The organism is Treponema primitia ZAS-1 (genome assembly GCF_000297095.1).
Taxonomy (GTDB): domain Bacteria; phylum Spirochaetota; class Spirochaetia; order Treponematales; family Breznakiellaceae; genus Termitinema; species Termitinema primitia_A.
Map to the genome: position 1 here is coordinate 1 of NZ_AEEA01000030.1, position 14,721 is coordinate 14,721.

Annotated in this window: 14 protein-coding genes and 1 tRNA gene; 6 read left to right on the plus strand and 9 right to left on the minus strand. The window is 52.7% G+C overall.

The window, feature by feature from the left end:
* Positions 1-45: 45 nt before the first annotated feature.
* The gene (gene coaD / locus TPRIMZ1_RS0104410; RefSeq protein WP_010255629.1) at positions 46-519 is read right to left on the minus strand and encodes a pantetheine-phosphate adenylyltransferase; all 474 of its coding nucleotides are present in this window, start codon (positions 517-519) and stop codon (positions 46-48) included.
* 158 nt (positions 520-677) lie between these two features.
* Here coaD and TPRIMZ1_RS19675 point away from each other — a divergent pair, with 158 nt between their 5' ends.
* From TPRIMZ1_RS19675 to TPRIMZ1_RS19680, 5 genes are all read left to right on the plus strand, one after another.
* Positions 678-1,172: a hypothetical protein gene (locus TPRIMZ1_RS19675; protein WP_157784177.1), complete on the plus strand. Its 495-nt coding sequence runs from the start codon at positions 678-680 to the stop codon at positions 1,170-1,172.
* A 95-nt stretch (positions 1,173-1,267) separates the two neighbouring features.
* The gene (locus TPRIMZ1_RS0104425) at positions 1,268-1,957 is read left to right on the plus strand and encodes a HEAT repeat domain-containing protein (RefSeq protein ID WP_010255631.1); all 690 of its coding nucleotides are present in this window, start codon (positions 1,268-1,270) and stop codon (positions 1,955-1,957) included.
* Between the two features lie 33 nt (positions 1,958-1,990).
* A complete protein-coding gene (locus TPRIMZ1_RS0104430) occupies positions 1,991-2,800 on the plus strand; it encodes a PilZN3 domain-containing protein (protein WP_010255633.1) in 810 nt (269 codons plus the stop codon).
* Positions 2,801-2,823: 23 nt separating this feature from the next.
* Entirely contained in the window at positions 2,824-4,119 is a 1,296-nt protein-coding gene (hisS, locus tag TPRIMZ1_RS0104435) for a histidine--tRNA ligase (protein WP_010255635.1), read from the plus strand.
* Complete coding sequence (locus TPRIMZ1_RS19680; protein WP_010255636.1) at positions 4,116-5,300, plus strand: PPC domain-containing protein; 1,185 nt, start codon at positions 4,116-4,118, stop codon at positions 5,298-5,300. Before hisS ends, TPRIMZ1_RS19680 begins: the two co-directional genes overlap by 4 nt.
* Here the strand turns inward: TPRIMZ1_RS19680 and TPRIMZ1_RS0104445 are convergent.
* The 8 genes from TPRIMZ1_RS0104445 to TPRIMZ1_RS0104480 form a co-directional block, all read right to left on the minus strand.
* A complete protein-coding gene (locus TPRIMZ1_RS0104445) occupies positions 5,297-6,517 on the minus strand; it encodes a pyridoxal phosphate-dependent aminotransferase (protein WP_010255639.1) in 1,221 nt (406 codons plus the stop codon). The genes TPRIMZ1_RS19680 and TPRIMZ1_RS0104445 overlap by 4 nt on opposite strands.
* A gap of 21 nt (positions 6,518-6,538) precedes the next feature.
* Positions 6,539-7,465, minus strand: a complete 927-nt coding sequence (locus TPRIMZ1_RS0104450; protein WP_010255641.1) for a permease — start codon at positions 7,463-7,465, stop codon at positions 6,539-6,541.
* 59 nt (positions 7,466-7,524) lie between these two features.
* Entirely contained in the window at positions 7,525-8,631 is a 1,107-nt protein-coding gene (locus tag TPRIMZ1_RS0104455; protein ID WP_010255643.1) for a VWA-like domain-containing protein, read from the minus strand.
* Positions 8,628-9,707: an AAA family ATPase gene (locus TPRIMZ1_RS0104460; RefSeq protein WP_010255647.1), complete on the minus strand. Its 1,080-nt coding sequence runs from the start codon at positions 9,705-9,707 to the stop codon at positions 8,628-8,630. Before TPRIMZ1_RS0104460 ends, TPRIMZ1_RS0104455 begins: the two co-directional genes overlap by 4 nt.
* A gap of 9 nt (positions 9,708-9,716) precedes the next feature.
* Positions 9,717-10,352 (minus strand): hypothetical protein, encoded by a 636-nt coding sequence (locus tag TPRIMZ1_RS0104465; protein WP_010255651.1) that lies wholly within the window; start codon positions 10,350-10,352, stop codon positions 9,717-9,719.
* Positions 10,353-10,628: 276 nt separating this feature from the next.
* Positions 10,629-10,701 (minus strand) — tRNA-Met (locus TPRIMZ1_RS0104470).
* A 139-nt stretch (positions 10,702-10,840) separates the two neighbouring features.
* A complete protein-coding gene (locus TPRIMZ1_RS0104475; protein ID WP_010255654.1) occupies positions 10,841-11,449 on the minus strand; it encodes an iron-sulfur cluster assembly scaffold protein in 609 nt (202 codons plus the stop codon).
* 12 nt (positions 11,450-11,461) lie between these two features.
* Complete coding sequence (locus tag TPRIMZ1_RS0104480; RefSeq protein ID WP_010255656.1) at positions 11,462-12,670, minus strand: cysteine desulfurase family protein; 1,209 nt, start codon at positions 12,668-12,670, stop codon at positions 11,462-11,464.
* A 187-nt stretch (positions 12,671-12,857) separates the two neighbouring features.
* Here TPRIMZ1_RS0104480 and TPRIMZ1_RS0104485 point away from each other — a divergent pair, with 187 nt between their 5' ends.
* A complete protein-coding gene (locus TPRIMZ1_RS0104485) occupies positions 12,858-14,720 on the plus strand; it encodes a phosphatidylglycerol lysyltransferase (RefSeq protein WP_038077841.1) in 1,863 nt (620 codons plus the stop codon).
* The last annotated feature ends 1 nt before the right edge of the window (position 14,721 follow it).

A 14,721-nucleotide genomic window follows, 5' to 3' on the forward strand; every position in this document is an offset into this window, starting at 1 on the left:
CCGCCCGTCTTTGCCGATTACCCATAAAACGACATATACAAATAGTTAAAAAACCTTCTTCAACGCAGCCTCAACCAAAGACGGCACATACCCCGAGAGATCCTTATGAAACGAGGCCAGCTCCTTAATAGCGGAAGAACTTACCAGGGCATACCGGGGGGCGGTGGTCATAAACAGGGTCTCCATATCCGGAGCCAGGGTTTTATTCCAGAGGGAAAGGTCAAATTCGTAGGGAAAATCGGTCGGCCCGCGAATACCCCGGACGAGTACCTTGATGCCCCGGGCTTGCATAAAATCCACCGTTAGCGCCCCGGAACTTTCAACCGTAACATTTCCCCAAGGTTTGACCAGTTCCAAAACCATGGATAATCGTTCCTCCAGGGGAAAGAGGCTCTTTTTTTGCCGATTTTCGGCCAAAACTACCACCAATTCGTCAAAAAGGGAGGCTGCCCGTTCAATTATATCAAGATGGCCAAAGGTAGGGGGATCAAAGGATCCGGGAAAGGCAGCTTTTAACATATGATTATCACTTTAGGCTTTTTTTTTACTATTTTCTAGTCTTTTATAAAAAAAAATGATATGGTAGAATAGAGGTTGCTATGAAAGCTTTATTAATTAGTATTCTATTATTAGGTATTTTTTCGTGTACCAGTAAACCGGCGCCCCAACCTGAAATAATGGTTCAGGAACTTGAGACGCCGAAGCAGGAGGAGCCGGTTCAAACCCCGGTGGCGGTAGTTGTGGAGGATGCGGCGGATTTTGATCCCAAGAGCATAACCAAGGAAGTGTATAATTCTACCAAGGAGGAGATGCAGCGTCTTATCGAGGATATTAACCGGGTTATCCGGACAAAGGACTATGCCAAATGGATTAACTACCTGGCGGATGATTTTATCCAGGCCATCAATTCACCGGCTTTTTTGGCCGATCTTTCCGAATCGTCCCGGCAGCTGAAGGGCCAGAATATCGTTCTTAAGACCCCGCAGGATTATTTTACCTATGTGGTGGTTGCCTCCCGGGAGAATATCAGGGTGGACGCATCCCTTGACGATATTGAGTTTTTAAGCCATAACCGGGTAAAGGCTTATACTATAAATGCCCGAAAACAGCGTTTACGGCTCTTTGAATTTGTGAAAGACGGTGATTCATGGAAAATTGCCTTTTCCGGTTGAGTTTTTAGGTGGGATTTGTATTTAACGACGCCCCGAAGATGCCATGAACAGGAATTATTCGGGGGATTTAAATAAATAATAGGAGGAGTTATTTGATGATAACTCAAAAACGTGTTTTAGCGGTGGTTACCGCAGGTCTTCTTACGATATCCCTGGGGATTGCACAGGAGATGTCCGTGGAAGAATCTTATCTCCAGGAATCTATTGAAAATATGATTATCCGGGAGCAGAGCCAGGCTGATGGACGGGATACGAAACTGGTTGCCCTGGAATATATCGCCGACGCGATAAACCATGGTAATACCAGCGAAGATGTGCGGACCGCCCTTGAATACCTTTCCTTGGAAGGACTTACCAACCAAGTTCGGGAAAACGGTAGGCTGATGAATAACTTCCCCGATGTCCGGGCTCGGGCGGCGGCCTATCTGGGGGAAATCGGTACCCCGGAAGCGAAAAACACCCTCCTGAAGATCATGCTGGCGGAGACGGAGCCGATGGTGCTAACCGAAGCGGTTAAATCGCTGGCAAAAATCGGTCTTAACGAGAATGAGGAAACGGCAAACACCATCTCCTGGGTAGTGACCCGTTTTGATGTGCTCAATCCGGATAACCTTCTGGCCCTTTCCGCCCTGGAAGCCTTCGAAATCCTGGCGCAAAAAAACGGCGGTTTAAAGGATCCCTCCGCAGTAAGGACCATACTCCGTATTGCCGATGGTCATTACATTAAACCGGTTCAGGACCGGGCGCGGCAGCTGATTTTTGATCTGCGGCAGTACAGTAAATAATTCGACCGGATACCCTGACAGGAGCGCGTAGGAATGGCCAGTGCAGCAACCGGAACGGCGAACAACTTTCTGGAAAAGTACGGTGATCGGACCATTACCTGCACCCCCTATGCGCTCTCAAAGTTGGGGGTAGAAAAAAACAAGTGCTTCTTCAAAATAGAAGAGTACAGTATCCTCTGTATCCCCTTTCAGTTTGGCTTTAAGCGGTCCCTTTTTCTCGCCACCATTACCCCGCGGGAATTGATTTTTTTTCAAAAGTATGTAAATACCATCATCGGCCTTTCCATTTCCTTTGTCCCCCCTAACCGGTCGCCGGCTAAGTTTTTGCTCCGCTGTACCCTTAATTCCCTGGGGCAGATGAAGGGCCGGGAAAATGTGGGGCTCTTTGTGGCGGATTTTAAAACCAACCCGGAGGAATTAATCATACTTCTGGGGGGGTTCCTGGAAACCCAGGACCGGCTGCAGGTTCAGTATGAAGAATACGGAAGTATGCTGATAAAAATGACCTCCCCGGTGGCCAAACAGCTGGGGTATAATCTGGAATCGGTGATCTCCGAACCGGGAAAGGAAACGCGGAAAATACAGATCCTCAGCCTGACTTCCAAGACCATTGAACACATGGAGGCCGAAGGGACGCCGGTTCGCCTTCCCGGAACTCCGGTGGCCTATGAAATTATTTTAAAAAAGGCCCGCTTGCTCCTGTCGGGAACTGTGGCCGCCGCAGATGTCCTTCCCCAAGGCCTGGTCCGGACCGTATCGAACCTCAGCTATTCGCCGGAACTAGTAGAAATAATAGATGACTATTGGTACACTATCAGAAATCCGGTGAAGATTGCCAAATGATTCACCCCTGAATCGGAGATCACATGTCAGATATAATTGAACCTCGAATTTTGAAGGGTTTTCGGGATTTTCTCCCCCCCTCGGAGATTGAACGCCGTTTATTGCTGGAAAAGGTGGAAGAATCCTTTCGTTCCTTTGGATTTGTCCCTATCGATACCCCTGCTCTGGAGTACGCAGAAATACTTCTGGGAAAGGGGGGCGGCGAGACGGAAAAGCAGATCTACCGCTTCACCGATAACGGCGGCCGGGATGTTGCCCTCCGGTTTGATCTCACCGTTCCCTTTGCCCGTTTTCTCGCGGAGCACCGGGAGGAACTATCCCTGCCCTTCAAACGGTACCATATTGCCAAGGTCTGGCGTGGGGAAAATACCCAGCGGGGCCGGTACCGGGAATTTACCCAGTGCGATTTTGATACCGTGGGCAGCGATACCGCCGCTGCGGATTTTGAGATACTCCTGATGATCCAAAGCACCCTGAAAAACATAAACGCCGGGGAACTAACCATCCGGGTAAACCATCGGGGGCTCTTTAACCGCTTCCTGGACAAGATAGGCGTCTCGGATAAATCGGTAGAAATACTGCGGACCGTGGATAAGCTCTCCAAGGTCGGACAGGATGCTACGCTGGAAACCCTGAAAACCCTGGTGGGATCCGAAAATGCCCGGAGCATCCTGGACTACATAGCGCCCCGTGGAAGTTTTGAGGAAACCCTGGAAGCCCTCACCAAAGCTGCGGGTGGCCCCTGCCCCGAATCGGAACGGCTTACTCTGATCCGCCGCTTTATGACCGATACGGGAACCGCAGATTCCTTCACCCTGGACCCCTCAATTACCCGGGGCCTTGATTACTATACCGGAGTGGTGTACGAGACCTTCCTCAATGAACTGCCGGAAATCGGTTCGGTATGTTCCGGCGGGCGCTACGATGATCTGGCGGGGCTCTACTCAAAAGAAAAACTAAGCGGGGTAGGATCCTCCATAGGACTGGACCGGCTTATCGCCGGCCTGGAAAGCCTGGGCAAACTCAAAGGCCGGGGAAGCTACGCCCGGGCTGCGGTGGCCTGTATCAGGGAAGAGGACGGCGGGATAAGCCAGGGGATCGGGCAGAAGCTCCGGGAAGCGGGGATTAACTGCGAAGTATTCCTGGACGAAAAAAAACTTACCCAGCAATTTATATTGGCGGAAAAAAAAGGAATCCCCTGGATGATCATACCCGATGGCGGCGCCCTTACCCTGCGGAACCTTTCGGCCCGGGAAAACCGGGAAGGGCTTACCGTGGATAGTATTATTGACGTACTAAAAAAAGGAGAGATAGCATGAACTATCAACCCAAGAGGGTCCTTTTCGGCCTTCTCCTGGCAGCATTCCTGTCGGCGCCACTCTTTGCCCAAAGCCCGGCGGCCGTGGAAACCCTGGAACAACTGGACGGGGAAGCGGCAAAACTGGGCGCCGCTATTATCCAAAAACTGGGAACCCTTGGGACCGGTCTCCGGATACGGTTTGGCGAATTCTCCTTTGAAGGGACCGATACAAGCCTCGGTACCTATCTGACAAACCAGCTTGCCGCCGTCCTGGTCAAAGCGGGGGGCAGCGGGTATACGATTATCACCGGTCCTGTTACCGCTTCCACCGGTGAAAACGCCTATACCCTGAGCGGGGAAATCCTGCAGCTTGGCGCCAATATACGGGTTTACACCAAGCTCACCCGTTCCCAGGATTCGTCCCTGGGCGCCGTATGGAACACCGATTTTACGCTGAGCTCCTTTATAGAGGATCTAACCGCCGTTTCTTCACCATCATCCTCCAACCGGGTCCGTCGGGACAGCTACGAGACGGACAGCAGGGATGCTCCCGTAGCGGCGGCGATCGGCGCCTGGATATCCCGGACCATTCACGAGGGGGATGAGGATTGGTTCCAGGTAAGCTCCGATAGGGCCGGAGTACTGGTCCTGGAAACTTCCAACAGTTCCTTTGACCCGTATATGGAGTTATACGATGAATCGGGTTACAATCAGCTCGATGAGGATGATGATGGCGGTGATAATTCCAACCCGCGTATCGAAGTGAACGCCGAAGCGGGCCAGGTTTTTATTGTCAAAGTCCGGGGTTATGGCTCCAGCGAAACCGGAGACTACCGTTTCCGGGCAAACCTTGAAGCGGTAGAGGAAGATGCAACCGAACCCAACGATTCTATCGAACAGGCCACGCTGCTTGAACTGGGTTCAGGACCGCTTAGCGCTTCGCTCCGGAGCAGATCCGATGTTGACTTCTACCGCCTGGAAATCCCCGCTGCCGGCCGCCTTACGGTCTATACTGAAAGCAGAATGGATACCCTCTTAACCCTTTACGATGGGGAGGGCGAAATAATCGACGAGGATGACGACTCCGGTAACGGCGGCAACGCCCGTATTTCCCGGGACGTTCCCGCCGGAACCGTCTACATCAAAGTCAGGGGCTACGACGGCGAACGGGGAAGCTATACGCTGCACTTTGAATACTAAGCCCAGGTCTCCACGGCTTTTTTAAAGGCTTCCCCGGAAGCGCGGATAACCTTTTCGTCCACACAGTAGGCGAAGCGGAGCCAGCCGGGTTTGCCGAAGCCGCTGCCGGGGACACCCAGGATCAGGTATTGCTTTAAGTGGTTCACGAAAGCGCCGTCATCACCCACAGTGTTACTGTCTCCGCCTTTCTTAGGCGGAACTTTACAAAATAGGTAGAAGGCGCCCTCGGGTTCCGCATAGGGGATGCCCGCTTTATCCAAAACTTCCTTAAAGGCGTCCCGGCGGCGGGCGTACACACCCACATCCACCGATTCTTCCGTAAGTTCCGCCACGATACGCTGCATCAGGGCCGGGGCGTTCACGTATCCCAGAATCCTGGTGGCGTAGATCAGGCCGTTCAGGAGATCCTCCTCGTCCTGGATGCCGGGGTTTACCGCGATATAGCCGATCCGTTCCCCGGGCAGGGAGAGGCTCTTGGAGTAGGACGTAACGCTGATAGAATTCCGATAGGTCGAAAGCACCGGCGGGGTTCCACCGGGGATGTAGACGATTTCCCGGTAGGGTTCGTCCGCCACCAGGAAGGGATAGCGGCCGGTTTTTTTGCCATGGGCTTCCAGGATTTCCGCCAGAGCCTTTAGTATTGCTGCGGGGTAGACCCGGCCCGTGGGATTGTTGGGTGAGTTGATCAGCACCGCCGCAGTTTTTTCGTTCAGCCCATTCCGGATGGCCTCCAGGTCGAGGTTAAAATCCGGCAGGGAATCTACCTCCCGCAACACGCCCCCATGGTTGGCCGTATAGGTCCGGTACTCCATAAAATAGGGCCGGGGTACCAGAACCTCGTCCCCGGGGTTGAGTATGGTTTTGAATACCACATTGAGCCCCCCGGCGGCGCCCACGGTCATGATGATGTGGGACCCGTCCAGTTTAACCCCCTGCTCCCGGGAGGCTTTTTTCGCCAGGGCTTCCCGTACCGCCGGGAAACCCGGGTTGGACATATAGCCGTGGGCGCCCTTGGTCTTGCCCTCCGCATCCTCCTGGGCAAGGCGCAGGAATACCCGGTGGAAAGCCGGGGGCGGCTCAACATCAGGGTTCCCCAGGGAAAAATCAAAGACCTTATCGGCCCCGTGCTGTTTTTTTAAAAGACCTCCCTCCTCAAACATTTTGCGTATCATGGAGGATGAACTTAAGGCGTCCTTCACGCCCTTTGCTATGGCCATAGGTTTCTCCTTATCAGTATCTTAATTTAGTATGTAGTCTACCACAAACCCGCTGAGTAATGCAAAGAGGATGGTAAAGACTAGGTAGAGAATGAAATTCTTCATCCCCAGGATAATCTTTACCGCCCCCAGGTTGGTTATCTTTGTCGCCGGGCCGGTGATCATAAAGGCCGTGGCGGAACCCATGCTCATCCCGGTCTGCAGCCAGCCCATGAGCAGGGGGATAGTGCCGCCTCCGCAGGCGTAGAGGGGCACCCCGATGGTGGCGGCCATGAGGAGCCCGAAACCCCGATTCCCCCTGCCGAACAGCGTTGCCATGGCGTCCGGAGGCACGTAGCGCTGAAACAGGGCGGACAGGGCCACGCCGATAACAAAATACAGGGCGGTGGCCTTGAAGTTCCGGCCTATGTTTTTCAGGAGCCGCAGCGCGATATTAGGATCCGTATCCCGGTTTACGGTTTTACCGAAGCTCGTAAATGTAAAAAAGTTCCGGTTCTTGTAAAAGATACGGATACAAAGCCCCGCAGCGGCGCCGCAGAGGAAGCACGAAACAAGGCGGATGATCATGGCGGTACTGCCCAAGGCGGCGCTGTAGAGGAGCAGTTGGGGGTTGAGGAGTATGGAGCTCATCATAAAAGCGGCCAGCCAGTCCTCTTCCATACCCTGCTCGGCGAAGGAGGCGGCGATGGGTATGGTACCGTACATACAGAGGGGCGAGGCGATACCCAGGAGGGACGCGGGGACGAGCCCCAGGACACCGAGCTTTCTGGTACGCATGGCGGCGAACAGCCCGTGGATCTTCTCCTTACCGAAAACGGAGATCAGGGAGCCCAGGACCATGCCTAAGACATAGTACCCCGCAATCTGGCCGAATTGTAAGAAAAAATAACTCCAAAAGTAGGTCCACTCCCTAAGGAGCAGCTCCCCTAGCCCACTATCACCGGTCACATCTTTTCCTTATGTCTCAACGATACTCTACGCCTTTATAGTACAGCCTGCACTATGATTTATTCAATCCAGCAGCAGCGTCCCTGCATGGACATCCAGCCATGGTGCCGGTCGTAATTAGCTTTACTGTTACATATCCACAGAATTTTCCGCGCCAATACCCGGGAAACCTTGGGGATGGCCGCAAAGCCGTCGGTAAAGACAATGAGACCGTCGTAGTTTTTACCCTTCTCCAAAAAGTAGTTGATCAGCGGCTGAAAATCCGTACCACCACGCCCGGTCACCGCTATGGTCTTCCGGGCTTTCTTCATCAGAACCGGTTCCCCCTTTAGGGCGGTATCAAATTGCAGCAGTTCCAGGGCATTAACACCGTAGCGGAAAAACCGGTTTACTGCGGAATAGAACAGATCGATTTCCCCAGAAGAAATTGAACCGCTCACGTCGATGCCTATCAAAAGCCGGGTGGTAAATTGGTTTTTTCTGCCCAGGTACAAAGAGCTGTAACGGCGGCTCTGCTTGGTCCGGGTAAGAATTTTTTCGCTGGATAAAACCATGGCCCGGAACCCCAGCAGCGCCTTCCGGTAATCCAGGACCGGGCGCAGGCCGGCGATTAATGTTTCTATCATTTCGCCGCTTAGATTTCCCCAGGACTTACTCTGTACCGCCTGTGTTACAAGGCCCTTCATCTTCTGGTCCATGTAATCATCATCGTCCCAGAGCTCGGTCTCCTCATCTCCCCCCTCGTTCCTGGCATCATCCCCGATTTTTTTTAATTCACGGTAGTAGAATTCAAAATTTTGTTTTCCGTAGTCCGGATTTTCCCAAAAATCCGCCGCCCGGTGGGGCAGATCCTTAAAGGCATAGTACTCGTTCAAGGTAATATTGCTTGCCAGGTAGGATAATACCGGGTCGTTCCGTTTCGGCCGGCGGTAGGGGTGCCGCAGCAGGATACGGAAGGTTTCGATTTTCAGCTTTTCCTCCAGATCCCCGGTAGAAAGGCCTTCCATATAGGCGGGGTTGTATTCAATGCGCCCCTTGCCGGATCGCAGGGTTCCTATTTTATCGTTAGCCTCAAGGCGGTGGGACAATAAGGTCATAAGCAGCAGGGGTTCACGCATATACCATCTGCCGCTTATTTCCCTAATCCGTTCCTGAACAATGCTCACAGTTTTATTCCGTCAATAAAACTAATAATGTTTTGAAAAATAAACGGCGAATGGCTCAGTATGGCCACCTTGGTTTTAGGGTACAAGGACGATTCGTAGAGGGTGGTCCAATGGGCAAGGACTTCATTCCGTTTTTCATCGGTAAGCCATTTGATATACCCTTCCAAATTTTCGATGTATCGTTTTATCCGTTCCCCATCATCCTCAATTTCGATGATCCGGAAAAAACTTTCGTTCAGGGTACTTAATTCGTGAATATCCATCCGCTCCAAGTCTTCTTTGGCAGCTTCAAAACCGGAAAGGATGCCCCGGGGATCGGTTGCGGTATTGTTTTTCACAAACTCGGAAAACTTAAAGGCCGCGCTTATCCCCACAATGCCGGACATGATCTTTTCAAGGGATGTCACATCGCTTTTCTCGTCGATCCCAGCGGCGGCAAGGATCTCCGAAAGGCGTGTCCAGGAACGGCGATCCGCCCCCTTCTCCAGCCCCGCATCGATCATGATGTCCCCGTCAAGGCAGTCCGGATTCTGCTCAATAAAACTGATGATCCTTGGATCGATTTTCTGTTCCGCAGCCCAGAGGAGCCATTCCCCGGGGGTAGGAGAAAAATAGTAAATATTAAACCGGGAAAGCAAGGCCGGGTCCAGGTCTGTAAGCTGGTACTCCTCCCCTTCGTTGACCGCAGAAATAACCCGGCTTCCCGACGGCAGGGTTCTCCCCGCCAAAGTTTTCGTGAGGATAAGATCCATCACGGTCTGGAGTATCTCCGGCCGGGCCCGGTTCAACTCGTCCAGGAAGAGGATAACCGGTTTACCGTCCAGGGGAAACCACCAGGGGGGCCGGAACTCGGTTTTGCCCGCCGCCGCGTCCAGGGCGGGTAATCCAATAAGGTCTCCGGGATCGCTCATCTGCCCTAAAAACAGGGTTACCACCGGGACTTTTCTTTGTGAGAAAAACTGTTCGATAATCTCCGACTTACCGATACCATGCCGGCCAACGAGCATAATATTTTGGTGATCCGGGGTCAGTTCCAGTATCCGTATCAGTTCCCGGGTATTGATCTTTACGCCCATAATTTACTCCTATGTATCTTCATGCACACGGATCTCCCCAAGCAGCCCGGGCATGGTTGTCTGAAAATTTTTATAATAGATAGGCAGCTCCAAGCACTTGTTGTTTTTCAGATCCACCTTCAGTTTAATTTTATCATCATCCTTTTCGGTATGGTAGGTATATGGGGTATCCTTAAATATCGCCTCAAGCCAGGTAGTAATACTATCTCTGCTAATTTGCAGGATCTTTTCTTCCTTCTCCGCCCTTTCGGCAAATTCCAGGTATTCCCCTTCAATACTTTCCAGACGGTTCAAAAACAGATGGATAAACCCGGTCTTATAGATATGCCATCCCCATTGAATATTGAAGATCTCAAAATTGACCGCCAGCCTTTGCTCCGGCAGGATCCCCCGTATCATTTTGGTATAAAATTCCAGGTTAAGACCGTTTCCCCTATCGTTTTTTACACTGTAAAAGTCATAGTCCTTCCGGTAGGTAAAACGGTTTTCCAGTTTGACCGTACTAAACCCGGATAGCCCCAGCCCCGGACCGTTTATTGCTGCGTAAATGTCGTCTATTGAATCATTGGTATGATCCAGGGAAGCGTATAGTTCGTTGGCCTTTTTTCTGAGGAAATCCTGTTTTTTTTCACGCAGGGATCTCAATACTTAAACCTCACTTGGATGGTTCAAGTTTAAATCATATGATTATATCTTACAATTCGCATAAATTTATACCTTAAGGGTCCAGCTTGGTATATCGAAATAGGTCTTTAGCGGCAATAGGGATTGGCTTCCGGACCTCAGCATCCTGCTTCGATCCTCCAACCCGGGGTTCAGTCCTGCCGGGGCCATCCATGGCCCCTTTTCTTCCCGTTGGTCAGCGGACTGAACCCTTCAATCCCTATTGCCGCAACTCTTTTTGTCGATTCAAATTTTTTCTAGCGGCAATAGGGATTGAACCTATGACACTACGGATATGAGCCGTATGCTCTACCAACTGAGCTATGCCGCCGCGCTTTCCAGAACAACTCGCAGAGTTGGTCTGGAAAGCGCATTTAATCATTTCCTCTCGGCACGCGACCCATAGGGGCGCATGCCGCCGTATAATGACTCACTCTACCAAATCTACCTGGGTTTGTCAACGCGACGGACTAAGCTTGTTTTTCGCCGTAAATATGGGCGTATTCGTGGAGGAGTTCCAGGGCTTTTGTCTTGCACTCCCCTTTTCCGCAGCCGGTGCCGATCTTGGTTGCCGCCTGGAAATCCTCCCAGGAACGGGCGCCCTTGAGGTAGGCGTTTTCCAGGTCCTTGTCGGTGATGCCAAGGCAGGTACAGATCACCGTAGAAGCTTCCTTGAAAAGGCCGGGACGTCCGGTCTTGGCAAGGTAGTCGTCGATGGCCTTGCGTAGGGCCTTGTCTCCCAGGACGGAACAGTGGATCTTATTGGCAGGGAGACCGCCCATCTTTTCCACCAGATCTTCGGGTTTGATGGTGTAGGCATCCTTGATGTTCATACCCTTGATCGTCTCGGAGAGTACGCTGGTGGAGGCGATGGCGCTGGCACAACCGTAGGTCTTCCAGCGGACATCGGTGATGATATCGTCCTTGATCCGCAAAAGCATCAGCATCTGATCCCCGCAGATAAGGTTTCCGGTTAAACCCCGGGCATCATGGGGATACGTGGACTCATCCTCCATAAGCACATTCCGGGGATTGGTAAAATGGTCTTTGACCGTATCAGAGTATAACCATTCGGGCATACTATACCTCTCTCATGATTGTACCGACGGAACTGTCGGTACCGATGATACCGTGGACATGGCCCGGAACCGGGCGATGATAGGCGGTACCGTATCTATAATATACTCAATATCTTCCTTGGTGACACCCCAGCCAAGGCTAAAACGGATGGAACCGTGGGCCAGTTCCGGCCCTACCCCCACAGCCATGAGCACATGGGAAGGTTCCAGGCTGCCGGAAGCGCAGGCTGAACCGGTGGAAGCCTCAATGCCGTTGAGATCCAGGCCCAGGAGAATCGATTCCCCCTCGGCGCCGGGGAAGGAAACGTTCAGGGTGTTGGGCAGCACATCCGTGGGATGCCCATTGATGGTGATGTTCGGGACCTTTGCTAAAAGGCCATCCCGCAGCTGATTGCGCAGGACCCGGATATCCCGGCCGTAGGCTTCCAGGTTTTTTTTGGCCAGTTCCGCCGCCTTACCGTAGCCCAGGATACCGATGTTGTTATAGGTTCCCGCGCGGAAGCCATCCTCCTGGTGCCCCCCGTGGATCAGCGGGAAGAGGGGCGCTCCGGACCGCACATAGAGGGCGCCTATGCCCTTGGGACCGTAGATTTTGTGGCCCGACATGGTCAGGTAGTCTACCTTAAGATCATCCACATTAACGGGGATCTTCCCTGCGGCCTGTACCGCGTCGGTATGCATCCAGGCCCCGGCGGCCTTTGCCAGTTCCGCTATTTCCCGTATATCCTGAATAGTCCCAATTTCGTTATTGGCCATCATCACCGAAACCAGGAGGGTCCTTTCGCTGAGAACCTTCCGGTATTCGTCTATTTTAACCTTGCCGTATTGGTCCACCGGCAGAAAATAAACCGTAAAACCCAGGGATTTAAGGTAGGCGGCGGAATTGAGCACACAGGGATGCTCAATGGCGGTGGTGATAATTTCGGTCCGGCCCTTAAGCGGCTTCCCGGATGAATCGGAAGCCACACGCCGGAGGGCTTGGAACACCGTATTATTCGATTCCGAGCCGCCGGATGTGAAGATCACCGTTTTAGCGGGGGCGCCAATCAGATCCCCCACGGCTTTCCGGGCCTCCTCCAAGCGGGCATGGGCATGACGGCCGGAGCTGTGCATGCTGGAGGCGTTTCCGTAGATCTCGAAATCCTCTATCATCCCGGCTTTGACCTCGCTATTTAAAGGAGTAGTCGCATTATAATCCACATAGATTCTTCTTTTTTCCATTTCTGCACTCCATCTTTCTATCATTCAGTTGGACGTATTAATTCCTAGCTTTTCTATGGTATTAATATACTATATTTTTTTTCCCTTGGCTATACTAATCATACCTTTTCAGTCAGTTAAATTCAATTCCTAAAAACACTTTTTTGACTATAGTAACGGAACAAAAAAACGGGTATACTGGTTCACCATGATTTTCTCTGCGAATGATCCAGGTTTAAGTGATTCTCTGTTGGATAAGGCCCTGGGGAAATTGATTCTTTCCGCCTCGGGCTGGCGGGGAGTATTCGCTGCGGATGGTAATGAAGAAAGCGCCGCCGGGGATATTAGCCCGGTCCATAGCCTTATCGCCGCCGCTGCGGCTGGGGTCTTTGCGGATTACCTGAAAAAGACCATTCCTGCCCCCAGGGTGATCGTAGGCATGGATACCCGGCCCACAGGACCGGCCATAGCGGATGCGATAATCCGGGCTCTGTTGGTTTTAGGCTGCCGGGTCCAATATGTCTCTATCACCGCTGCCCCGGAAATCATGGCCTTTGCCCGTCGGGGCACATCCGATGGCTTTGTGTATATTTCGGCAAGCCATAATCCTATAGGACATAACGGCCTCAAATTTGGCCGTACCGATGGCGGTGTTCTGCCGGGCTCCGAAGCGCTGCCCATAATTGAAGAATTCCGCCGCCGTATGGCCTTAGGGGATCGTATTCCCCAGGCTATGGGACTGATAAACCGGGCGAATACCAAGGCCCTGGAGGAAGTATACGCCGAAACCGGCCGGGTTAAGCAGGAAGCCTATCAAGCCTACCTGGATTTTACCCGGGAAGTAAACGCCGGAACCGCCTCCGGTCAGGAAGAGGGTATCCTGGGGATCATCTCCCGGAATATTCGGGACCGGCCTTTAGGCGCGGCGATTGATTTTAACGGTTCCGCCCGGAGCCTTACTATCGACAAGGAATTCTTCTCTTCCCTGGGGCTGAAGGTCCACGCTATGAACGATAAGCCCGGGGAAATTGCCCACCGCATAATCCCCGAGGGGGAATCCCTGGAACCCTGCCGTCTTTTTTTGGAGGAAGTCCACGCAAGGGACCCTTCGGTACTACTCGGCGTCGTCCCGGACTGTGACGGCGACCGGGGGAACCTGGTTTTTTGGGATGATGCCCGGAACAAGGCCCGCGCCCTGGAAGCCCAGGAAGTGTTTGCCCTGGCCTGTGTTTCGGAACTGGCCCACCTGGTGTGGACCGGGGAACTCAGCTATGATAATAGGGGCAACGCCCTGCAAAAAGCTGCGGTGGCGATAAACGATCCCACCTCCATGCGCATTGACCGTATCGCCCAGGCCTTTGACGTTTCGGTGTTCCGCGCCGAAGTGGGGGAAGCCAATGTGGTAGGCCTTGCCCGGAAGCTGCGGGAACAGGGCTATGTGGTCCGCATCCTTGGGGAAGGTTCTGCCGGGGGGAATATCACCCATCCATCGGCGGTGCGGGACCCCATCAACACCATGCTCTCCCTGATAAAGCTCCTCACCATACGGAGCGAGGGTGAACGGAAGGGGTTTTTCGAACTCTGGTGCGATCTTTCAGACCAGGCCGAAACCTACCATCCGGACTTTAGCCTGGCCGATATTATCGCCGCCCTCCCCGCCTTTATCAGCACCGGCACCTCCACCCCCGAGGCGATGCTTCAAGTAAAAACCACGGATCACGGTCTTTTAAAGAGCCGGTACCAAAAGGTATTCCTCCGGGACTGGGAAGAAAAAAAAGAATCCCTCCTAAGTCGTTATGGCATCACCGCTTGGGAAGCCGCCGCATACAACGGTATGGAAGAGAAACGGGGCATCTCCGATTTTTCCACCGCCGGCCGCGGGGGGCTAAAGATTAGTTTTATTAACAAGGCTGGTCATAAGGCAGCCTGCATCTGGATGCGGGGCTCCGCTACCGAACCGGTATTCCGGGTTATGGCGGATGTGGGGGGGTCGGACAGGCGAATCGAACGGGCCCTCATCGAATGGCAGCGTAAGATGGTCAGCGAAGCGGACAATTATTTAGGAGCATAGC

What these genes read in the sequence shown, in the direction of transcription:
- TPRIMZ1_RS0104445 (WP_010255639.1), bottom strand. Translation starts at nt 6,517, where the DNA reads ATGGCCATAGCAAAGGGCGTGAAGGACGCCTTAAGTTCATCCTCCATG.
- TPRIMZ1_RS0104430 (WP_010255633.1), top strand. Translation starts at nt 1,991, where the DNA reads ATGGCCAGTGCAGCAACCGGAACGGCGAACAACTTTCTGGAAAAGTAC.
- hisS (WP_010255635.1), top strand. Translation starts at nt 2,824, where the DNA reads ATGTCAGATATAATTGAACCTCGAATTTTGAAGGGTTTTCGGGATTTT.
- coaD (WP_010255629.1), bottom strand. Translation starts at nt 519, where the DNA reads ATGTTAAAAGCTGCCTTTCCCGGATCCTTTGATCCCCCTACCTTTGGC.
- TPRIMZ1_RS0104485 (WP_038077841.1), top strand. Translation starts at nt 12,858, where the DNA reads ATGATTTTCTCTGCGAATGATCCAGGTTTAAGTGATTCTCTGTTGGAT.
- TPRIMZ1_RS0104480 (WP_010255656.1), bottom strand. Translation starts at nt 12,670, where the DNA reads ATGGAAAAAAGAAGAATCTATGTGGATTATAATGCGACTACTCCTTTA.
- TPRIMZ1_RS19675 (WP_157784177.1), top strand. Translation starts at nt 678, where the DNA reads ATGGTTCAGGAACTTGAGACGCCGAAGCAGGAGGAGCCGGTTCAAACC.
- TPRIMZ1_RS19680 (WP_010255636.1), top strand. Translation starts at nt 4,116, where the DNA reads ATGAACTATCAACCCAAGAGGGTCCTTTTCGGCCTTCTCCTGGCAGCA.
- TPRIMZ1_RS0104425 (WP_010255631.1), top strand. Translation starts at nt 1,268, where the DNA reads ATGATAACTCAAAAACGTGTTTTAGCGGTGGTTACCGCAGGTCTTCTT.
- TPRIMZ1_RS0104460 (WP_010255647.1), bottom strand. Translation starts at nt 9,707, where the DNA reads ATGGGCGTAAAGATCAATACCCGGGAACTGATACGGATACTGGAACTG.
- TPRIMZ1_RS0104475 (WP_010255654.1), bottom strand. Translation starts at nt 11,449, where the DNA reads ATGCCCGAATGGTTATACTCTGATACGGTCAAAGACCATTTTACCAAT.